Below are 20,748 nucleotides of genomic sequence, written 5' to 3' on the forward strand. Positions count from 1 at the left end.
TGGGCGCGCAAAAACTACTTGTGATCGCAGAGCGCCCTTACTGTACGGTCCTAGTCTGAGTGCTTGCTTTGAGGTGCCGCCAGTACGGGCTCGCGTTGCCTCGGGCCAGTGGTTGCCGACAGTCCCCGCCTCAGACCACGGGCGCCTCGAACCTCGGGCACCTCAGACAATAGGATAGACACCTGTGACTCCCGCCGACCTTGCCGAACTACTACGCGCGACCGCAAGTGCGGTACTCGCCGACCGTGGCCTCGACGTATCCGTCCTGCCTGACAAGGTGACGGTCGAGCGCCCACGCAACCCCGAACACGGCGACTACGCCACCAACGTCGCCCTTCAGGTCGCGAAGAAGGCAGGCGCGAACCCTCGTGAGTTCGCCGGGTGGCTCGCCGAGGCCTTGAGCGCCGACGCATCGATCGCCAGTGCAGAGGTGGCAGGTCCCGGCTTCCTGAACATCCGTCTCGACGCCGACGCCCAGGGCGCGATCGTCGCGCAGGCACTCGAAGCGGGTGCCGCGTACGGCACCTCGTCGACGCTGGCAGGTACCAAGATCAACCTCGAGTTCGTCTCGGCCAATCCGACGGGTCCCATCCACCTGGGTGGAACGCGGTGGGCTGCGGTCGGCGACGCACTCGGCCGCATTCTGTCGGCTCAGGGCGCGGAGGTGGTACGCGAGTACTACTTCAACGATCACGGTGCTCAGATCGACCGGTTCACCAACTCCCTGATCGCTGCGGCGAAGGGTGAGCCTGCTCCGGAGAACGGTTACGCAGGCGCTTACATCCACGAGATCGCGCAGCAGGTGCTCGCCAAGAGCCCCGAGGTTCTGGCCATGGCCGATGTTCCGCAGGCCGAGACGTTCCGGTCGATCGGTGTCGAGTTGATGTTCGACCAGATCAAGAACAACCTGCACGAGTTCGGTGTCGACTTCGACGTGTACTTCCACGAGAACTCGCTGTTCGAATCCGGTGCAGTGGAGAAGAGCGTCGAATTCCTGAAGAACTCGGGAAGTCTTTTCGAGGACGACGGTGCGTGGTGGCTGCGTAGTACCGATTACGGCGACGACAAGGATCGCGTCGTCATCAAGAGCGACGGCAACGCCGCCTACATCGCCGGGGACATCGCGTACTTCCAGAACAAGCGGCAACGTGGTTTCGACCTGTGCATCTACATGCTCGGCGCGGACCACCACGGGTACATCGGCCGCCTCAAGGCCGCCGCGGCAGCGTTCGGAGACGACCCGAACACGGTCGAGGTTCTGATCGGCCAGATGGTCAACCTGGTCCGCGACGGTGTCGCGGTGAAGATGAGCAAGCGTGCGGGCACGGTCATCACCCTCGACGACCTGGTCGAGGCCATCGGTGTGGATGCGGCCCGCTACGTGATGGTCCGCTCGTCGGTGGACTCGAGCATCGACATCGATCTCGAACTGTGGGCGAGCGCGAGCAACGAGAATCCGGTCTACTACGTGCAGTACGCGCACGCGAGGCTCGCGTCGTTGGCGCGCAACGCCGCCGAACTGGGTATCAGTGGGGACGATCCGGACCTGAGCCTGCTCACGCAGGATCAGGAGGGCGAATTGATCAGGACCATCGGCGAGTATCCGCGGGTCGTCGCCAGCGCTGCCGACCTCCGTGAGCCTCACCGCATCGCGCGGTACCTGGAAGAATTGGCCGGCGCGTACCACCGGTTCTACGGCGCATGCCGAGTACTGCCACAAGGAGACGAGGAGCCAGGCCCCGTGAACACTGCTCGATTGGCATTGGGCAACGCAACCCGTCAGGTACTGGCCAACGGCCTGCGCCTGCTCGGTGTCAGCGCACCGGAGCGGATGTGAGCGCGCATCCGGCGGGTCCGAAGCACGCGGACGTACGCTCCCAGGACGGGCTCGCCGAACGCCCGAAGGTCGCTTCCGACATGACTGCTCTTCCCGAGCACGTCTACCCGCGCAACGCTGCTCGCGGCGACGACGGTGTGGTCACGCTTGCGGGTGTGCCGGTCACCGAGTTGGCCGAGCAGTACGGGACTCCGCTGTTCGTCATCGACGAGGACGATTTCCGTTCCCGCGCAAGGGAAATGGCGGAAGCGTTCGGTGATCCCGCACGGGTTCACTACGCCTCGAAGGCATTTCTGTGCGGCGAGATCGCACGGTGGGTGGCGGACGAAGGACTGTCCCTCGACATCTGCTCCGGCGGTGAACTGGGGATTGCACTCGCGGCGGGCTTCCCCGCCGAGCGAATTGCGATGCACGGCAACAACAAATCCGTCGCGGAGTTGACGGCCGGTGTTCGAGCGGGCGTGGAGCACGTCGTGCTCGATTCCATGATCGAGATCGACCGCCTCGACGCAGTCGCCGCGGACGAGAAGAAGGTCCAGGACGTTCTGGTTCGCGTGACCGTCGGCGTGGAAGCTCATACCCACGAGTTCATCGCGACGGCGCACGAGGACCAGAAGTTCGGCTTCTCCCTCGCCGACGGTTCGGCACTCGAAGCGATCAAGCGCGTGTTCGCGACCGACAACCTCCGCCTCGTCGGATTGCACAGCCACATCGGTTCGCAGATCTTCGAGGTCGACGGCTTCGAGCTGGCCGCGCACAAGTTGCTGGGCCTGCTGCGAGACGTGGTGGCGGAGTTCGGCGTCGAGAAGACGTCCCAGATCTCGACGGTCGATCTCGGCGGAGGAATGGGAATTTCCTACGTGCCGAGCGACGATCCGCCGCCGGTCGATCAACTCGCCGCGAAGCTGAAGTCGATCGTCGCCACGGAATCCGCTCTGGTGGGTCTTCCGGTGCCCAACATCGACGTCGAGCCCGGCCGTGCCATTGCAGGCCCGGGAACGGTGACGCTGTACGAGGTCGGGACCATCAAGGACGTCACCGTCGACGCGCAGACTCGTCGACGCTACGTGAGCGTCGACGGCGGAATGAGCGACAACATTCGCACCTCCCTGTATCAGGCGGAGTACGACTGCAGGCTCGTCTCGCGTGACTCCGACGCCGATGCAGTGCTCGCTCGCGTCGTCGGAAAGCATTGTGAGAGCGGTGATGTGGTGATCAAGAACACCTGGATGCCGAGCGATGTCGGCCCCGGTGATCTGCTTGCCGTCGCCGCGACCGGCGCGTACTGCTACTCGATGTCCAGCCGGTACAACTTGCTGACGCGACCCGCCGTCGTCGCGGTGAAAGACGGAAAGTCTCGGCTCGTCCTGCGCCGAGAGACACTCGAAGACCTGCTCAGCTTGGAGGTGCAGCCATGACAACGAAGCCGTTGGGAGTAGCCGTTCTCGGCCTCGGGAACGTCGGAAGTGAAGTCGTCCGAATTCTGACCGAGAACGCCGAGGACCTCGCCGCACGTGTCGGTGCACCTCTCGAGATTCGCGGCATCGCGGTCCGGCGAGTCGATGGAGATCGCGGAGTCGACACCGCGTTGCTCACCGACGATCCCGAGTCCCTCGTCGCCCGCGACGATGTGGACCTGGTCGTCGAGGTGCTCGGTGGTATCGACATCCCGCGCAAACTGATCCTGTCGGCTCTGGAGAAGGGCAAGTCGGTCGTCACGGCCAACAAGGCTCTTCTCGCGGAGTACACCGGCGAGCTTGCCGACGCTGCCGAGAAGTCACGCGCAGACCTGTATTTCGAGGCCGCGGTCGCCGGTGCCATTCCCGTCGTACGTCCGTTGATGCAGTCGCTTGCAGGTGACCGCGTCAACAAGGTCGCCGGAATCGTCAACGGCACCACCAACTTCATCCTGTCCGCCATGGACGAGACCGGCGCGGACTACGCCGAAACCCTGGCCGAGGCCGGACGGTTGGGCTACGCCGAAGCCGATCCCACGGCCGACGTCGAGGGATACGACGCGGCGTCGAAGGCTGCGATTCTGGCGTCCATTGCCTTCCACACCCGCGTGACCGCGGGGGATGTCTACCGCGAGGGAATCTCGAAGATCACCTCGGCGGACCTGGAGACGGCTCGCTCGCTCGACTGCACCATCAAGTTGCTGGCGATCTGCGAGCGCATCACGACGCCCAAGGGCAAGGAACGCATCTCGGCGCGTGTCTACCCGGCGCTCGTTCCGCGTGACCACCCGCTTGCCACCGTCAACGGGGCCTTCAACGCCATCGTCGTCGAGGCGGAAGCCGCTGGACGCCTGATGTTCTACGGGCAGGGTGCCGGCGGAGCCCCGACCGCGTCGGCAGTTCTGGGTGACCTCGTCATGGCTGCCCGCAACAAGTTCTACGGCGGCCGAGGCCCGCTGGAGTCGAAGTACGCGAAGCTGAAGGTAGCTCCCATGGGCGACATCCCCACGCGGTACTACGTCAGCATGCAGGTGGCGGACAAGCCAGGGGTCCTCGCGACCGTGGCGGCGGAGTTCGCCACTCGCGACGTCAGCATCTCCACCGTTCGCCAGGCCGGTTCGGGTGACGGGGCGAGGCTCGTCGTCGTCACCCACCTCGCCGCCGATTCCGCTCTGTCCGAAACCGTCTCGGCGTTGGACAAGCTCGACGTCGTCACCTCTGTAGTCAGTGTTCTGAGATTGGAAGGCACCGAATGACCGTGCATACGCCGTGGCCGGGACTGATCGAGGCGTACCGCGATCGTCTGGCGATCGGACCGGACTGGAAGACCGTCACGCTGCTCGAGGGCGGCACGCCGCTGATCCACGCCGAGCGTCTGTCCGAGATGACGGGCTGCGAAGTCCATCTCAAGGTCGAGGGCTTGAACCCGACGGGCTCGTTCAAGGACCGCGGCATGACCATGGCCGTGACGGATTCCCTTGCGCGCGGCCAGGAAGCGGTGCTGTGCGCGTCGACGGGCAACACGTCCGCGTCCGCTGCCGCGTACGCCGCGAAGGCAGGTATGGGCTGCGCTGTCCTCGTCCCGCAGGGCAAGATCGCGATGGGCAAGCTCGCGCAGGCAGTCATGCACGGCGCCAAGATCATTCAGGTGCAGGGCAACTTCGACGACTGCCTCGAGCTGGCGCGCAAGACCACGGCCGAGTTCCCGACCATCGGCCTCGTCAACTCGGTCAACCCGGTGCGCATCGAGGGCCAGAAGACGGCTGCGTTCGAGATCTGTGACGCACTGGGCAACGCGCCCGACGTCCATGCGCTGCCGGTGGGCAACGCAGGCAACATCACCGCCTACTGGCGGGGCTACTCCGAGTACTTCCGTGACGGATTGACCACGGTGAAGCCGCGCATGCTCGGCGTCCAGGCCGCCGGTGCTGCACCGCTGGTTCACGGCGCGCCCGTCGCGGACCCCGAGACCATCGCCACGGCCATCCGGATCGGCTCGCCCGCGTCCTGGAACGGTGCGGTCGCCGCGAAAGAAGAGTCCGGCGGTGCCTTCCGCGCGGCCACCGACGAGGAAATCCTCGAGGCGTACCGTCTGGTCGCGAAGACCGAAGGCGTCTTCGTCGAACCCGCGTCCGCGGCTTCCATCGCCGGCCTGATCGCAGCCCGCAAGGAAGGCTGGCTGGACAGCGGCCTGCGCGTCGTCTGCACGGTCACCGGCAACGGACTCAAGGATCCGGACACCGCGTTGTCCGGAATGCCGGTGGTCGAGCCCATTCCCGTCGACCCTGTCGCTGTGGCATCTGCGCTCGAGTTGGCGTAGTGGCAGAGTCTCGTTCCATGACGACGACACTGCCGCACGGTTTGACGGTCACGGCGCGGGTTCCTGCGTCGAGCGCCAACCTCGGCCCCGGATTCGACACCTTGGGGATTGCCCTCGGGCTGTACGACGAGATCAAGGTCACCACCACGGCGTCGGGTCTGAGTATTCATGTCGAGGGCGAAGGTGCCGACGACGTCCCGTGGGGGCCTTCGCATCTCGTCGTCCGTGCCATCGAACGGGGCCTCGAAGCCGCCGGTGTCTGGGCTGATGGCTTGGACGTGGTGTGCACCAACGTGATTCCGCATTCACGTGGGCTCGGCTCGTCGGCGTCCGCTGTCGTCGGTGGACTGTCGGCAGCGAACGGTCTTGCGGCCAAACTGGACTCGTCGTTCGCATTGTCGGATGCCCAGTTGGTTCAGCTCGCATCCGAGTTCGAAGGTCACCCGGACAATGCGTCGGCGAGCGTCCTGGGCGGTGCCGTCGTCTCCTGGAGCGAGCCCGCGAGCATCACGCAGCGGACGTACTCCGCGGTGCGACTGCCCGTGCACCCCGATATCCACGTGGTGGCGTTCGTCCCCGCGGAGCGATCGTCGACATCGCACACGCGAGGCCTGTTGCCCGAGTTGGTTCCGCATCGCGACGCCGCGTTCAACGTCAGCCGCGGCGCGTTGGCCGTCGTCGCGCTCACCCAGCGTCCGGACCTTCTCATTCCCGCGACCGAGGACATGCTGCATCAGGGGCAACGTGCGAGCGCGCTCCCGGGTGCCACGGAATTGATTGCTTCACTTCGGTCCAGGGGAATCGCGGCTGTACTGTCCGGTGCCGGACCGACGGTCCTTGCTCTCTGCACCGAACCGTTCCCGCAGGACCTCAAGGACAAAGCCGTCGCCGACGGCCTGCGGGTCCTGGAACTCGACGTCGCCGACGGCGTCAGCACGTCCTGAGAAAACCTATCGTGACTCGCCGGTAGGTGCTTCTTGCCGACCGAGAGGATCGACGCTATCCTGAGGGTCGTCCGTACATCGTGCGCTTCAGACGCCGGTTTTCGCCAGGGCAATCACGTCATCGCATTCGGGGGGTTCCACGCCCGAGTCGGCGGTCGTCCTTGGAGAGGAGCCTGCGGAGTGACCGGAAGTCGCCGGCTTCGACCCACCGTGGTTCTCGCACGGCTGCGGGTCGGTCGTCCGTCGGAAGTGGCGTGATCGTGAACGGCAATATCCGTGCTCGAAAGAGATTCGAGCTGCGGAACGAACCCTTGGCTGCGCAGACTGCGAGCGAGGGAAGGAAAGGACCTCCGTGACCGATACGGAACTGATCTCTGCGCCCGAAAAGACGCGTCGTGGAGCTGGCCTGTCCGGAATGGTGCTCACCGAGCTGCGAACTCTCGCGGGCGAACTCGGAATCAAAAGCATTTCCGGCATGCGCAAGGGCGATCTGATCGCCGCCATCTCTGCACGTCAGGGCGGTGGTGCGTCGGCAACGACCGAGGCGCCCAAGGCAACAAGGCGAGGCGCAGCCGACAAGGCTCGTGCGCAGGACGCCGCTCCCGCTGCCGAGGCTCCTGCAGCCGAAGCCCCGGCCGCAGCAGATGCGCCCGCGTCCGACGACGCGTCGACCGAGCCGCCCCGCCGGACACGTGGTCGACGCACCGCAGGCCGCCGAGCAGGCGCTCCCGACCAGCTTCCGCTGGACGACACTGCCTCGCAGTCGGTCGATTCGGACGCCGCTCAGCAGGACTCGGGATCGACCCCCGATGCACCGGCGTCGGACACCGGTTCATCGACGCGACCGCGGCGCGCTCGCGCCGATCGTGGTGACCGAGAGAACCGCAACGCTGCCGACAACCGCAACGCTGCCGACAGCAACGACGGTGCCCGCGCACAGCGCGGTGACGCACCCGGTCGTGATTCGGCAGGCCAGGACGGCGAGGGCAACCGCGCCGAGGGTGGCCGCGGAGACCGCAACCGCGACAACAACCGTGGTGACGGCAACCGGGACAGCAACCGTGGTGACGGCAACCGGGACAGCCGTGACGGCAACCGGGAGAACTCGCGCGGCGAGAACGGCCGGAACCGCAATCGCAATCAGAACCAGAACGACAACCGTTCCGAAGACCGCGGCAACGGACCGCGTGACGGCCGGGACAATCGGGACAACGCCGAGGACGACGGCGACGGCCGCGGACGCAGGGGCCGTCGGTTCCGTGAGCGTCGGCGTGGTCGTGACCGCGGCGAAGGCGGTGGTGGCAACGAGCGCGAGCCCGAGATCCGCGAGGACGATGTTCTTCAGCCGGTAGCGGGCATCCTCGATGTCCTGGACAACTACGCGTTCGTGCGTACGTCCGGCTACCTTGCGGGCCCGAACGACGTGTACGTGTCGATGAACCTGGTGCGCAAGAACGGTCTTCGTCGCGGTGACGCGATCACCGGCGCCGTCCGGGTGGCCCGCGAGGGTGAGCAGTCGAACCAGCGTCAGAAGTTCAACCCGCTGGTGCGTCTGGACACGGTCAACGGCGGAGACGTCGAGGCCGCGCGCAAGCGTCCCGAGTTCGGCAAGCTCACGCCGCTGTACCCGAACCAGCGTCTGCGGCTCGAGACCACGCCGAACATCCTGACCACGCGCATCATCGACCTGGTCATGCCGATCGGTAAGGGCCAGCGTGCATTGATCGTGAGCCCGCCGAAGGCAGGCAAGACGAGCGTTCTGCAGGCCATCGCCAACGCGATCTCGGTCAACAACCCCGAGTGCTACCTCATGGTCGTTCTGGTCGACGAGCGTCCCGAGGAAGTGACCGACATGCAGCGTTCGGTGAACGGTGAGGTCATCGCCTCCACGTTCGACCGTCCGCCGGGCGATCACACCTCGGTCGCCGAGCTCGCGATCGAGCGCGCGAAGCGTCTCGTGGAAGCCGGTCAGGACGTCGTCGTGTTGCTCGACTCCATCACCCGTCTGGGTCGTGCGTACAACAACAGTTCACCTGCGTCGGGCCGGATCCTGTCCGGTGGTGTCGATTCCACGGCCCTCTACCCGCCGAAGCGTTTCCTCGGTGCTGCTCGCAACATCGAGAACGGTGGATCGCTCACCATCATCGCCACGGCGATGGTCGAGACCGGTTCGACCGGCGACACGGTGATCTTCGAGGAGTTCAAGGGCACCGGTAACGCGGAGCTCAAGCTCGATCGCAAGATCGCCGAGCGTCGTGTGTTCCCTGCGGTCGACGTCAACCCGTCGGGTACCCGCAAGGACGAACTGCTGCTGAGTTCCGACGAAGCCGCGGTGCTGCACAAGCTGCGTCGCGTGTTGTCCGGTCTCGATTCGCATCAGGCGATCGATCTGCTGATCGACCGGTTGAAGAAGAGCAAGAGCAACATCGAGTTCCTGATCCAGGTGTCGAAGACGGCACCCGGCGCGCTCGACGACTGACCTCGTGAGTACTTGTGTGTCCCCTGGGACACACAAGTACTCCCAGCGGGGAACAAGCCGACAGGGGTTCGTGTTGAAGCCACTGTCGGTGAGCGATTAGCAGGTCGGATCGCATATCTGGCATACTGAACGGCCGAGTCCGGTTCCGGTTCACGTCCTCGAACGGCGAGGTCGACCCGGCGACCATATGAAAGGGACACCATGAAGGCAGGAATTCACCCCGACTACACGCTGACCACGGTCGTGTGCGGTTGCGGAAATACTTTCGAGACGCGCAGCACCACCGACAAAGAGCGCATCAACGTCGAGGTGTGCTCGCAGTGCCACCCGTTCTACACGGGCAAGCAGAAGATCCTCGACACCGGTGGTCGCGTTGCACGCTTCGAGGCTCGCTACGGAAAGCGCGCCGGCAAGAAGGCTGCAGCCGACAGCTAGCTGCTCTCCCGACGCCCGTCCTGCGATGTCTGCAGGGCGGGCGTTCGGCTTTTCACCACCGATTCTTTTTCAGGGAAGCAGAGCGGAGCGACACCATGGCGAGGACCACGAAGCCTTCGGCCATCGACGACATTCTGGCCGAACATTCAGGCCTCGAGCAGCAGTTGGCCGATCCGGCTCTGCACAACGATCCGTCCGCTGCGCGCAAGGCAGGCAAGCGTTTCGCCGAGCTGGCGCCGATCATGTCGGTGCACGGAAAGCTGATGTCCGCCACGGACGATCTGGCTGCCGCTCGTGAGCTCGCCGCCGACGACGCATCCTTCGCTGCCGAGATTCCGGAGCTCGAGCACACCGTCGAGTCGCTCGAACAGACGCTCGCCGATCTGCTCGCGCCGCGCGATCCGCACGACGGCGACGACATCGTCATGGAGGTCAAGTCCGGTGAGGGCGGCGAGGAATCAGCGCTGTTCGCCGCGGACCTCGCACGGATGTACGTCCGGTACGCCGAGCGTCGCGGATGGCGCGTCGAAATTCTCGACGCGAACGTGTCGGATCTCGGCGGTTACAAGGACGCGACCCTGTCGATCAAAGCCAAAGGCGATCCGCTCGACGGCGTCTGGGCGCGGCTGAAGTTCGAAGGTGGAGTCCACCGCGTGCAGCGCGTTCCCGTGACCGAATCGCAGGGCCGAGTGCACACGTCGGCCGCCGGAATTCTCGTCTATCCGGAGCCCGACGAGGTCGAGGAAGTCCAGATCGACGAGACCGACCTGCGTATCGACGTCTACCGGTCCTCCGGCAAGGGTGGTCAGGGCGTCAACACAACGGACTCCGCGGTGCGCATCACGCACTTGCCGACGGGCATCGTCGTCACCTGCCAGAACGAGCGGTCGCAGTTGCAGAACAAGGCGCGTGCGATGCAGGTACTCGCCGCGCGGTTGCAGGCCGCAGCCGAAGAGGCTGCCGACGAGGAAGCCGCGGCCGGTCGAGCGAGCCAGGTCCGTACCGTCGACCGCTCGGAACGCATCCGCACGTACAACTTTCCGGAGAACCGCATCACCGATCACCGGATCGGGTTCAAGTCTCACAATCTCGACGCGGTGCTAGACGGCGAGCTCGACGCTCTCCTCGACGCTCTGGGCAAGGCCGACCGCGACGCTCGGATGCAGGCAGAATGATGTGGTCGTGAGCGCGTAGGTTCCGCTGCACGACACCGCACGGGCACACGAAGGGGAACCGATGCATCAGCAGCTCACACCCACCGGCGAGGACGCCGTGGCGGACCTGGCCGCTCGCCACGGAGTATCCACCGACGCTGTGCGGGCGATGCTCGACGCCGTGAATGCAGGCCGGGGATCGATGGCGCAGTTCCACATTCCCGAGCTCGGTGGCGGCGGGCAGTGGATGCGCGGCGGAATGACGATGGTCGGCAACATGTTCGATCACGGTCTCAAAGCTCGCGTCGACGGCCTGTGCCGCGATCTGTCCGAGCTTCTGGCCTCGCACCAGATCTATCCGCCGCTGCAGTCGAACCAGGGTTTCGGCGGGAACTGGTGGCCGAGCGGCCTCGGAAGCCCCAGTTCGAGCGGCGGGCAGAACGGTTCGCAGTACGCGTATTTTCCTGCTGCGCGGCGGCTCGCGGTTCTGGTCGGTGGACGGTTGTCGGTGTACGACACTCTCGACCACTCCATCGGCGGTGTTCAGCAACAGCAGGGCGGGAGTCCAGGCTCGGTGGAGTTCACCAGCCAGTACGGAACGTTCACCGCGGCAAGTCTTCCGCTGGTGGATCCCGCGCCGGCCGATTCGATCTCCGGTTCCGCACCAGATCCCACGCCGGCGACGAGCCCGGTAGCGCCACCGTCGACGAATCTCGACGAGATCACGTCGGCCATCGAGGCGTTGGCGGCACTGCACGGCAAAGGCATCCTGACGGACGACGAGTTCTTCTCGAAGAAGGCCGAGCTGCTGAAGCGAATCTGACCGTCGCGTGGGTGGCCGGCGGGACGTGGCAGGCTGTAACCGTGACCCGGAAACCTCTTCGACTGGCCATTCTCGAAGCAACAGCGATACTCGAAGCGGCCGGTGTTCCGAGCCCGCGGGTGGACGCGGAACTCCTCGCGTCTCATCTCGTCGGAGTCGAGCGTGGTCGGCTCGGGCTGGTCCCTCTCGTGGAACCCGAGGTGGTCGAGGCCTACAACCGCACCATCGAACAGCGTGCCAAGCGAATCCCGTTGCAGTACATCACCGGAACGACGGCGCTTGGCAACATCGACGTCGAGGTCGGACCGGGGGTTTTCGTTCCGCGGCCGGAGACGGAGCTGCTGCTCGGGTGGGCGCTCGCATTCCTCGAGGGCGTCGATCGCAAGCCGCCGGTGATTCTCGATCTGTGTACCGGATCGGGGGCACTCGCGCTGGCGCTCGCCAACGCCAGGCCCGACGCTCAGGTCCATGCCGTCGAACTCGACCCGTCGGCTCTCGCGTGGGCCAGACGCAACGCCGACCTGCGGGCCGAGCGGGGAGACACGCCCATCACCCTCCACCACGGCGATGTCACCGACCGCGAACTGCTACGAGAGCTGGACGGCCGCGTCGACGTCGTGGTCGCCAATCCGCCCTACATCCCGGAGGGCGCCGAGCTGGATCCCGAGGTGATCGATCACGACCCGCATCTCGCCCTGTTCGGAGGTGTCGACGGTCTGTCGGTCATCGAGCCGATGATCGAGAACATCGCGCGGTGGCTCCGCGTCGGCGGGGGAGTAGGCGTCGAACACGACGATTCTCACGGTGATCGCGTGGCTGCGCTGTTCGAGAAGCGCCGCGTGTTCGGCGACGTCGTCGAGCATCCCGACCTGTCCGGACGGCCCCGGTTCGTCGTCGCGTCGCGCGCAGTGTCCGCAGACAGCTGACGTCACTCGGCTACCGCCGGACGGGTAGGCGACGCACGGCAGAGGCGTCCTGCACCGCGGGAGGCACAGGTGAGAAGATGAACGGGTGAGTACCGTCTACGACTGCCAGCACGCCGATTCACGAACAGCAGGGTTGTCTGCAGCCAGAGGCGCACTCAAATCCGGCCGCCTCGTGGTCATGCCGACGGACACGTTGTACGGCCTCGCGGCCGATGCATTCGACGGCAGCGCGGTCACCGACCTTCTCCGCGCCAAGGGCCGTGGGCGCGACATGCCGGTCCCCGTTCTCGTGGGTTCGTGGAACACCATCGACGGGCTGGTCGGCAGTGTCAGGCCGCGCACCAGAGATCTGATTCGGGCCTTCTGGCCGGGCGCCCTGAGCCTCGTCGTGCAGCAGGCACCGTCCCTTGCCTGGGACCTCGGTGACGCGCAGGGCACGGTGATGCTCAGGATGCCGCTGCACCCGGTGGCGCTCGAACTGCTCCGCGAAGTCGGACCGCTCGCCGTCTCGAGTGCGAACATCTCCGGACAACCGCCGGCTACGACGGTCGTCGAAGCTCGCGATCAGCTCGGCGGATCTGCGGCGGTGTATCTCGACGGCGGGCCTGCGGCGCACGCGAAAGCGTCGACGATCGTCGATCTCACGTCCGAGCAGCCGAGGATCCTGCGCGCCGGAGCCATCGCGACCGAAGCCGTCGCCGAGGTGCTCGGAGTGACGGCGGAGAGCCTGACGCAGGGGAGTTCGGCATGACCGAGCCGCGTTTCCACGGACCCGACTTCGCGGCGCTCGAGGCATCCGATCCCGAGATCGCGGGCATCGTCCTGGACGAGCTGGACCGTCAACGTGGCGGTCTGCAGCTCATCGCGAGCGAGAATCTGACGTCGCCTGCTGTTCTCGCGGCGCAGGGGAGCGTGCTGACCAACAAGTACGCCGAGGGTTACCCGGGTGCGCGGTACTACGGGGGCTGCGAGGTCGTCGATCGTGCGGAGACCATTGCGATCGAACGAGCGAAGGCACTGTTCGGCGCGGATCACGTCAACGTGCAACCTCATTCCGGCGCTTCGGCGAACCTCGCGGTCTATGCAGCCTTCGCGCAGCCGGGCGACTCGATTCTGGCGATGAGCCTCCCGCACGGCGGCCACCTCACCCACGGGGCGACGGTCAACTTCTCCGGCCGATGGTTCACCGCGGTGCCGTATCACGTGCGAAAAGACACGGAACTGATCGATTACGACGAGGTCCGTGAACTCGCGTTGGTCCACCGCCCGCGCATCATCGTCGCCGGGGCGACGGCGTACTCGCGTGAGCTCGACTTCGCGGCCTTCAGAGCCATCGCCGACGAGGTGGGCGCCATCCTGTGGGTGGACGCAGCGCACTTCGTCGGACTGGTGGCAGGCAAGGCGATTCCCTCGCCCGTGCCGTACGCCGACGTGGTGTCCGCGACCACTCACAAGGTGCTGCGAGGGCCTCGCGGAGGAATGTTGATGTGCCGCGCGGAGCACGCACGCGCCATCGACAAGGCTGTGTTCCCGTTCGGCCAGGGCGGGCCGATGATGCACACGATCGCGGCCAAGGCCGTGGCGTTCGGCGAGGCGCAGACCGAGAGCTATGCACGCTACGCAGCCCAGGTCGTCGCGAACGCGCAGACACTGTCCGCGTCCTTGACCGACGCCGGGATGCGTGCCGTGTCCGGAGGGACGGACACACATCTGATTCTGTTCGACCTCCAGCATCTGGGGATCGACGGACGTACCGCCGAAGCACGATGTGCCGCAGCCGGCATCACCCTCAACAAGAACGCGATTCCGTTCGACCCCGCGCCGCCTGCGGTGGCGTCGGGCATCCGGGTCGGTTCCGCGGCCGTGACGACACAGGGGTTCGACGCGGCGGACATGAACGCGGTCGGATCTCTCGTGGCCCGTGCGGTGCGCGCCGAGGCAGGCACCGCCAACGGTGACCGTGAACTCGCCGCCGTCAGGGACGAGGTCACCACCCTCGTGGCACGCAAGCCTGCGTATCCCGGCATATGACGGTCGAGGTTCTCGCTCAGTCCGGCCAGGGCGCAGGCGTTCCGATCCGCGAACTCCTGCTGGTGTTCTTCACGGCTGCGGTGGTGACCTTCCTGGCGACCGGTGGTGTGCGGGTGCTCGCCGTCAAGTTCGGTGCCGTCGCCGCTCCCCGTGACCGCGACGTGCACGTGACGCCGACGCCGCGTCTCGGCGGAACCGGAATGTTCCTCGGGATGCTGGTTGCTTTGTTGTTCGCGTCGCAGCTGCCTGCTCTCGCACGTGGTTTCGACTCGGCCTACAACCAGGACGTCCGAGCTGCGGCCGTCGCCGGTTTCGTCATCGTGGCGGTGGGGATCATCGACGACCGATGGGGCCTCGACGCGCTCACCAAATTCGTCGGGCAGGTGACGGCGGCGGGTGTGCTCGTCGTGATGGGCGTGAGTTGGAACATCGTCTATCTGCCTTGGGGGCCGGACGGCGGTAGCACTCTCGTGCTCGATCAGCTTCAGGCCGGGCTGGTGACGGTGCTGGTGACGGTCGTGATGGTCAATGCCATGAACTTCGTCGACGGTCTGGACGGCCTCGCGGCAGGGCTCGGGTTGATCGCGTCGCTCGCCATCTGTGTCTTCTCCGTCGGACTGTTGCACGAGCAGGGCGGCGACACCGGTATCTATCCGCCGGCGATCATCGCGGCGACGTTGGCCGGTGCCTGCCTGGGATTTCTTCCGCACAATTTCCAGCCTGCGCGGATCTTCATGGGCGACTCCGGGTCCATGATGATCGGGCTGATGCTCGCGACGGTCGCGACCAGTGCGTCGGGCAGAATCCCGCTCGTCGCGTACGGCCCACGCGACCTCCTCGGTCTGCTGTCGCCGTTGCTCCTGGTCGGCGCGGTGATGTTCATCCCGATCCTCGATCTCCTTCTCGCGGTGATCCGACGGACGCGCGCAGGCCGAAGTCCGTTCAGTCCGGACAAGATGCACCTGCACCACCGTTTGCTGCAGATCGGGCACTCTCACCGGCGCGTGGTGTTGGTGATCTACCTCTGGGTCGGTGTCCTCGCGTTCGGCGCCGTCGGCTCGTCGTTGATCGACCGTCGAATAGTGGTGTTGCTGGTTGCTGCCGGATTGGTGTTCGCACTGGTGGTGACGGCCGTGCCGAGCATCCGTCTCGACATGGCCAGGCAGCGCAGGCGCACCAGAAAGTCCGCTGGACGAGGCCGTCGGGCCTGAAGTCGGACATGGCTGGGTAGTCTGTGCGGCTGTGAGCTTCTCTCCTTCTCCGGTGCCCGATCAGTCCGACTCGATGCGAGCCGCGGTTCGGTACGGAATCATCGGCCTCCTTGCGCTGACGGTTCTCGGAGCCGTCGTCGCCACGGTGGCCGCCGGTCTTCCCGGTTTGTGGGGTGCGCTCATCGGTGCGGCACTCGGTGGGGGATTCATTCTCACCACGGCGCTGTCCATCGCCCTGACATCCAAGTTTCCGCCGACGATGGCAGGCGCGGTCCTGCTCGGTGGCTGGATCGTGAAGATGCTGATCGCCGTTGTCGTGCTCGCGGTTCTGAAGGACATGGATTTCTACAACAGAAAAGCTCTTGCCGGGGTGGTGATCGCCGCACTGGTTCTGGTTCTCGGCGCGGAGGTATACGGTGTCGTCCGTACGAAGGCCCCCTACGTCGACGATCCTGAATCCGACAAGGCGTAGTACGACGACCAGTCGTAATCGGTCAAGAAGTAGCCCCACCTACACAACGTCGTAGTTGTGTTGATAAAGTTCCGACCAAGTAAGGGTAGGACTGCCGCTAATAGGACAAAAGGCGTGCAGAACAGCCCTTGCAGGTAACCGAAGCTGCGTGAAATTGCTTACAGACGCGGCCGCAAAGTTACCGAGTCGACGTGAGTCGCCGACACCCGACAGACGCTGGCCTTTCAAGACCAGGCCTCAGCTGCTGACGACCTCGAGCCGATCTCGTCGACTTGATAGATCGTCAATGTCCGATCGAACCGCAGTCCTTTGGCGTCTGCGGCCCGAACACGGGAGAGACCGCTGAGCGTCACCAACCTGGCTGCGGAGTTCCACCCGCCGTCACTATCCGACTTCTTTCCTCCCGCTGTGCTGTTCGAGGGCACACCCTTCGAACTCGACCGGCTGATGCTGATCCGCATCCTGATGACCCTCGTGTTGGTCGTGCTGTTCGCAGTGGCCATGCGCAGCCCGAAGGTCGTTCCGCGTGGTCTGCAGAACTGCATCGAGTACATGCTGGACTTCGTCAAGGTGCAGATCGCCGACGAGATTCTCGGCAAGGAGCAGGGCAGGCGGTTCCTGCCGATCATCATGACGATTTTCTTCGCCGTGCTGTTCATGAACCTGTCGGGCATCATCCCGTTCCTGAACATCTCGCCGAACGCTCGAATCGGTATGCCGATCGTGCTCGCACTGATCGCCTACGTGACGTTCAACTACGTGGGAATCAAGAAGTACGGATTCTTCAAGTACGTCAAGAGCAGCGTCGTGGTTCCGGACGTCCCGCCCGCACTGCACATCATTCTGATTCCGATCGAGTTCATCTCGACGTTCATCCTCCGTCCGTTCACGCTCACCGTTCGTCTCATGGCGAACATGCTGGCCGGCCACCTCATGCTCGTGCTGTTCTTCAGCGCGACTCAGTTCTTCTTCTTCCAGGCCGCGGCGGGAATGAAGATTTTCGGCGTGTTCTCCCTTGCAGCGGGCTTCGGCTTCACGCTGTTCGAGATGCTCGTCATCGGTCTGCAGGCGTACGTGTTCGCACTGCTGACCGCGGTGTACATCGATCTCGCCCTGCATGCAGACTCGCACTGATCTGCACGCCGATTCTCACTAGACCGCACGACCAAGATCTACCTGACCCACGCACCGACCGGTGATGGGCAACAGAAAGGGAACGGAAATCAAATGAGCCTCGCGTACCTGGCACAGGAAGTCACCGAAACCACCGTCACGGGTGGCGGCTACGGCGCAATCGGTTACGGCCTCGCTGCCATCGGACCTGGCATCGGTGTAGGCATCGTGGTCGGAAAGGCTATCGAGGGCATCGCTCGCCAGCCTGAGCTTCAGGGCACCATCCGTACCAACATGTTCCTCGGCATCGCGTTCACCGAAGCGCTCGCGCTGATCGGTATCGTCGCCGGCTTCCTGTTCGGTTAATCCACTATGGCAACCAACATCGCGATCTTGGCCGCGGAGGAAGGCGAGGACATCAATCCTCTCCTCCCCGCGACATACGACATCGTTTGGTCTGCGGTCTGCATCGCTGTCATCGGCTTCGTCTTCTGGAAGTACATCCTTCCGAAGTTCCAGGAAGTGTTGGCGCAGCGTAGCGATCTGATCGAAGGCGGCATCAAGAAGGCCGAAGAGGCTCAGGCAGAAGCCAAGGCTGCTCTCGAGCAGTACCAGAAGCAGCTTGCCGACGCCCGCGCCGAGGCTGCGCAGATCCGTGAGGAAGCGCGCACTCAAGGCCAGGCCATCCTCGCCGAAATGAAGACGAAGGCACAGGAAGAAAGCGACCGGATCGTGGCTGCAGGCCACAACCAGCTCGCTGCGCAGCGCCAGCAGATCGTGACGGAACTCCGTGGCGACCTGGGACGCACTGCAGTCGAACTCGCAGAGAAGGTCATCGGAGAGCAGCTGTCCGACGAGGCCAAGCGCGCTGGTTCGATCGACCGCTTCTTGAGCGAACTCGACTCCGTCACCGCTGACTCTGCAGCGGGAAAGTGAGATAACCATGTACGCAACTTCTCGCGAGGCTCTCGCTCGCACGCGTTCGGTTGCGAACGAAGCACTGGGACAGGCGGGGGACGCGACAGCGGTCGCTGCTCAGACCGGTGCAGAGCTCTTCGCAGTCGTGGAGGCCCTCGACGGCCAGCGCACGTTGCGTACTGCGCTGGCCGACGCTTCGGTCTCTGCCGAACGTCGCAGCGCGCTCGCGGAGGAAGTGTTCGCCGGTCAGGTCTCCGCCACCACGGCGCAGATCCTGAAGTCCGCCGTCGCGGACAACTGGTCCAAGGCGTCGGACCTGCTGAACTCTCTGGTCGAACTGGGTCGGGAAGCACTGCTTCGCGCCGCGGCCGATCAGGATCAGCTCGACACGGTCGAGGACGAATTGTTCCGCCTCGGTCGCATCGTCGCCGCGAATCCTCAGCTGGAACAGGCATTGTCGGATCTCGGCAAGCCGGTTCAGGCGAAGCGTGAGCTGCTGGGCCGGTTGCTGTACGGCAAGGTCACCGCGGTGACCGAAGCCCTGGCAATCCAGACGGTCAGCCGCCTGCGCAAGACGGCACCTGCGGACGCACTCGATGCGCTTGCAGGCTTGGCGGCACAGGTTCGCGATCGGGCTGTCGCACACGTGCGGAGTGCTGCTCCGCTCAGCGCCAGCCAGCTCGAGAAGCTGACCGCGACACTCACACGCACCTACGGCAAGCCGGTCACCGTGCATGTCGAGGTCGATGCCGAACTGCTCAGCGGACTGGTGGTCCGGGTCGGCGACGAGGTCATCGACGGCAGCGGGGCGGGTCGTCTCGCCGCACTACGAAAGACCCTCAAGTAGTCCGCGAGCGGACACCACTTCTTACGAAGAAGCGTTTCGAACCTTCGAAGCCCTTCACACCGCGAACATTGAAGGAAGAGCAGGAAAAAATATGGCGGAGCTGACGATCTCCTCCGACGAGATCCGTAGCGCGATCGAGAACTTCACCGCGAGCTACTCACCGGAGTCCTCTCGCGAGGAGGTCGGCACGGTTACCGACACGAGCGACGGTATCGCTCACGTGTCCGGACTGCCGTCGGCGATGTCCAACGAGCTGCTGGAATTCCCCGGTGGCGTTCTCGGTGTGGCGCTCAACCTGGATGCCACCGAAATCGGTGCCGTCATCCTCGGTGACTACGAGCACATCGAAGAAGGCCAGGAAGTCAAGCGCACCGGCGACGTTCTGTCCGTGCCGGTCGGCGACGGCTACCTCGGCCGCGTCGTCAACCCACTCGGCCAGCCCATCGACGGCCTCGGCGACATCGAGTCCAGCGAGAACCGCGCCCTCGAACTGCAGGCTGCGTCCGTGCTCGAGCGCCAGCCGGTGGAAGAGCCGCTGCAGACCGGCATCAAGGCCATCGACGCCATGACGCCGATCGGTCGCGGACAGCGCCAGCTCGTCATCGGTGACCGCAAGACGGGCAAGACCGCCGTCTGCATCGACGCCATCCTCAACCAGAAGGCCAACTGGGAGTCCGGAGACGAGAAGAAGCAGGTTCGCTGCATCTACGTCGCCATCGGTCAGAAGGGCTCCACGATCGCAGGCGTCAAGGCTGCGCTCGAAGAGCAGGGTGCACTCGAGTACACGACCATCGTCGCGGCTCCCGCATCCGATTCGGCCGGCTTCAAGTGGCTCGCTCCGTACACCGGTTCGGCCATCGGCCAGCACTGGATGTACCAGGGCAAGCACGTCCTCATCGTGTTCGACGACCTGACCAAGCAGGCCGAGGCGTACCGCGCCATCTCGCTTCTGCTGCGTCGCCCGCCGGGCCGCGAGGCATACCCCGGTGACGTCTTCTACTTGCACTCTCGTCTGCTCGAGCGTTCGGCGAAGCTGTCCGACGAGCTCGGCGGTGGATCGCTGACGGCGCTGCCGATCATCGAGACCAAGGCCAACGACGTCTCGGCATACATCCCGACCAACGTCATCTCGATCACCGACGGACAGGTCTTCCTCGAGTCGGACCTCTTCAACAAGGGTGTTCGTCCCGCGATCAACGTCGGTATCTCGGTGTCCCGAGTCGGTGGCGCTGCGCAGACCAAGGGCATGAAGAAGGTCTCCGGTTCGCTTCGTCTCGAGCTCGCTCAGTTCCGTGAGCTGGAAGCATTCTCGGCGTTCGCGTCGGACCTGGATGCTGCATCGAAGGCTCAGCTGGACCGCGGTGCTCGCCTCGTCGAGCTCCTCAAGCAGGACCAGTACGCACCGGTTGCCGTCGAGGATCAGATCGTCTCGATCTGGCTCGCCGGTCAGGGCACGTACGACTCCGTTCCCGTCGGCGACGTCCGTCGCTTCGAGAGCGAGCTGCTCGAGGACCTGCATCGCAACGCGAGCGGCGTCTACGACAGCATCGCCGGCGGCAAGGCTCTCGACGACGACGCTCAGAAGTCGCTGCTCGAGGCAACCGAGAAGTTCAAGGCAGGGTTCCTCGACTCCGAGGGCAACCGCGTCGTCAACGAGGCTGAGGCGGACACGCTGAACCCCGACGAGGTCAGCCAGGAGCAGGTCAACGTCACTCGCAAGACAGTCAGTAAGTAGGTCTTACGAGATGCCAAGTGTCTTTACGAGCAGAGAAGGGAGCGTG

Annotated in this window: 19 protein-coding genes; all 19 read left to right on the forward strand. The window is 64.9% G+C overall.

The annotated features are described in order from the left end of the window. Nucleotides 1-184: 184 nt before the first annotated feature. The 19 genes from argS (at nt 185) to atpA (ending at nt 20,702) form a co-directional block, all read left to right on the forward strand. On the forward strand, nt 185-1,837 hold the full coding sequence (gene argS, locus CH289_RS16885; protein WP_019667264.1) for an arginine--tRNA ligase: 1,653 nt from the start codon (nt 185-187) through the stop codon (nt 1,835-1,837). After that, complete coding sequence (lysA, locus tag CH289_RS16890; protein WP_019667265.1) at nt 1,834-3,255, forward strand: diaminopimelate decarboxylase; 1,422 nt, start codon at nt 1,834-1,836, stop codon at nt 3,253-3,255. Before argS ends, lysA begins: the two co-directional genes overlap by 4 nt. Further along, nucleotides 3,252-4,550, forward strand: a complete 1,299-nt coding sequence (locus CH289_RS16895) for a homoserine dehydrogenase (protein ID WP_019667266.1) — start codon at nt 3,252-3,254, stop codon at nt 4,548-4,550. The genes lysA and CH289_RS16895 overlap by 4 nt, the downstream gene beginning before the upstream one ends. Further along, a complete protein-coding gene (thrC, locus tag CH289_RS16900) occupies nt 4,547-5,614 on the forward strand; it encodes a threonine synthase (protein ID WP_019667267.1) in 1,068 nt (355 codons plus the stop codon). Before CH289_RS16895 ends, thrC begins: the two co-directional genes overlap by 4 nt. Nucleotides 5,615-5,631: 17 nt before the next feature. Continuing rightward, on the forward strand, nt 5,632-6,558 hold the full coding sequence (thrB, locus tag CH289_RS16905; protein WP_019667268.1) for a homoserine kinase: 927 nt from the start codon (nt 5,632-5,634) through the stop codon (nt 6,556-6,558). Between the two features lie 415 nt (nt 6,559-6,973). Then, nucleotides 6,974-9,037, forward strand: a complete 2,064-nt coding sequence (rho, locus tag CH289_RS16910; RefSeq protein WP_019667269.1) for a transcription termination factor Rho — start codon at nt 6,974-6,976, stop codon at nt 9,035-9,037. 201 nt (nt 9,038-9,238) lie between these two features. Further along, nucleotides 9,239-9,472: a 50S ribosomal protein L31 gene (gene rpmE / locus CH289_RS16915; RefSeq protein ID WP_019667270.1), complete on the forward strand. Its 234-nt coding sequence runs from the start codon at nt 9,239-9,241 to the stop codon at nt 9,470-9,472. A 95-nt stretch (nt 9,473-9,567) separates the two neighbouring features. Beyond that, nucleotides 9,568-10,647 carry a peptide chain release factor 1 gene (gene prfA / locus CH289_RS16920; RefSeq protein ID WP_019667271.1) on the forward strand — a complete coding sequence of 360 codons (1,080 nt, stop codon included), beginning with the start codon at nt 9,568-9,570 and terminating at the stop codon, nt 10,645-10,647. 61 nt (nt 10,648-10,708) lie between these two features. Then, a complete protein-coding gene (locus CH289_RS16925; protein WP_094725087.1) occupies nt 10,709-11,449 on the forward strand; it encodes an SHOCT domain-containing protein in 741 nt (246 codons plus the stop codon). Between the two features lie 41 nt (nt 11,450-11,490). After that, nucleotides 11,491-12,375 carry a peptide chain release factor N(5)-glutamine methyltransferase gene (gene prmC / locus CH289_RS16930; protein WP_094728207.1) on the forward strand — a complete coding sequence of 295 codons (885 nt, stop codon included), beginning with the start codon at nt 11,491-11,493 and terminating at the stop codon, nt 12,373-12,375. 85 nt (nt 12,376-12,460) lie between these two features. After that, nucleotides 12,461-13,126, forward strand: a complete 666-nt coding sequence (locus CH289_RS16935; protein ID WP_026348158.1) for an L-threonylcarbamoyladenylate synthase — start codon at nt 12,461-12,463, stop codon at nt 13,124-13,126. Continuing rightward, nucleotides 13,123-14,406, forward strand: a complete 1,284-nt coding sequence (locus CH289_RS16940; RefSeq protein ID WP_019667275.1) for a serine hydroxymethyltransferase — start codon at nt 13,123-13,125, stop codon at nt 14,404-14,406. Before CH289_RS16935 ends, CH289_RS16940 begins: the two co-directional genes overlap by 4 nt. Continuing rightward, nucleotides 14,403-15,617, forward strand: coding sequence for a glycosyltransferase family 4 protein (locus CH289_RS16945; protein ID WP_019667276.1), 1,215 nt, complete (start codon nt 14,403-14,405; stop codon nt 15,615-15,617). Before CH289_RS16940 ends, CH289_RS16945 begins: the two co-directional genes overlap by 4 nt. Nucleotides 15,618-15,648: 31 nt before the next feature. After that, nucleotides 15,649-16,089 carry a hypothetical protein gene (locus tag CH289_RS16950; RefSeq protein ID WP_019667277.1) on the forward strand — a complete coding sequence of 147 codons (441 nt, stop codon included), beginning with the start codon at nt 15,649-15,651 and terminating at the stop codon, nt 16,087-16,089. A gap of 408 nt (nt 16,090-16,497) precedes the next feature. Continuing rightward, complete coding sequence (gene atpB, locus CH289_RS16960) at nt 16,498-17,223, forward strand: F0F1 ATP synthase subunit A (RefSeq protein ID WP_019667279.1); 726 nt, start codon at nt 16,498-16,500, stop codon at nt 17,221-17,223. Between the two features lie 93 nt (nt 17,224-17,316). Continuing rightward, nucleotides 17,317-17,568, forward strand: coding sequence for an ATP synthase F0 subunit C (locus tag CH289_RS16965; protein ID WP_019667280.1), 252 nt, complete (start codon nt 17,317-17,319; stop codon nt 17,566-17,568). A 6-nt stretch (nt 17,569-17,574) separates the two neighbouring features. After that, nucleotides 17,575-18,138, forward strand: a complete 564-nt coding sequence (locus CH289_RS16970) for a F0F1 ATP synthase subunit B (RefSeq protein WP_019667281.1) — start codon at nt 17,575-17,577, stop codon at nt 18,136-18,138. Nucleotides 18,139-18,145: 7 nt separating this feature from the next. Beyond that, on the forward strand, nt 18,146-18,967 hold the full coding sequence (locus CH289_RS16975) for a F0F1 ATP synthase subunit delta (RefSeq protein WP_019667282.1): 822 nt from the start codon (nt 18,146-18,148) through the stop codon (nt 18,965-18,967). Nucleotides 18,968-19,058: 91 nt separating this feature from the next. Further along, nucleotides 19,059-20,702: a F0F1 ATP synthase subunit alpha gene (gene atpA / locus CH289_RS16980; protein WP_019667283.1), complete on the forward strand. Its 1,644-nt coding sequence runs from the start codon at nt 19,059-19,061 to the stop codon at nt 20,700-20,702. The last annotated feature ends 46 nt before the right edge of the window (nt 20,703-20,748 follow it).

The sequence above is a fragment of the Rhodococcus sp. RS1C4 genome (genome assembly GCF_002258225.1).
In the GTDB taxonomy this organism is placed as follows: domain Bacteria; phylum Actinomycetota; class Actinomycetes; order Mycobacteriales; family Mycobacteriaceae; genus Rhodococcoides; species Rhodococcoides fascians_E.

Excerpts from the sequence above, each read along its gene's own strand:
- thrB (WP_019667268.1), top strand. The coding sequence starts at position 5,632 with ATGACGACGACACTGCCGCACGGTTTGACGGTCACGGCGCGGGTTCCT.
- rho (WP_019667269.1), top strand. The coding sequence starts at position 6,974 with ATGGTGCTCACCGAGCTGCGAACTCTCGCGGGCGAACTCGGAATCAAA.
- CH289_RS16940 (WP_019667275.1), top strand. The coding sequence starts at position 13,123 with ATGACCGAGCCGCGTTTCCACGGACCCGACTTCGCGGCGCTCGAGGCA.
- thrC (WP_019667267.1), top strand. The coding sequence starts at position 4,547 with ATGACCGTGCATACGCCGTGGCCGGGACTGATCGAGGCGTACCGCGAT.
- CH289_RS16970 (WP_019667281.1), top strand. The coding sequence starts at position 17,575 with ATGGCAACCAACATCGCGATCTTGGCCGCGGAGGAAGGCGAGGACATC.
- CH289_RS16925 (WP_094725087.1), top strand. The coding sequence starts at position 10,709 with ATGCATCAGCAGCTCACACCCACCGGCGAGGACGCCGTGGCGGACCTG.
- CH289_RS16965 (WP_019667280.1), top strand. The coding sequence starts at position 17,317 with ATGAGCCTCGCGTACCTGGCACAGGAAGTCACCGAAACCACCGTCACG.
- rpmE (WP_019667270.1), top strand. The coding sequence starts at position 9,239 with ATGAAGGCAGGAATTCACCCCGACTACACGCTGACCACGGTCGTGTGC.
- atpA (WP_019667283.1), top strand. The coding sequence starts at position 19,059 with ATGGCGGAGCTGACGATCTCCTCCGACGAGATCCGTAGCGCGATCGAG.
- prfA (WP_019667271.1), top strand. The coding sequence starts at position 9,568 with ATGGCGAGGACCACGAAGCCTTCGGCCATCGACGACATTCTGGCCGAA.
- CH289_RS16895 (WP_019667266.1), top strand. The coding sequence starts at position 3,252 with ATGACAACGAAGCCGTTGGGAGTAGCCGTTCTCGGCCTCGGGAACGTC.
- CH289_RS16945 (WP_019667276.1), top strand. The coding sequence starts at position 14,403 with ATGACGGTCGAGGTTCTCGCTCAGTCCGGCCAGGGCGCAGGCGTTCCG.
- CH289_RS16975 (WP_019667282.1), top strand. The coding sequence starts at position 18,146 with ATGTACGCAACTTCTCGCGAGGCTCTCGCTCGCACGCGTTCGGTTGCG.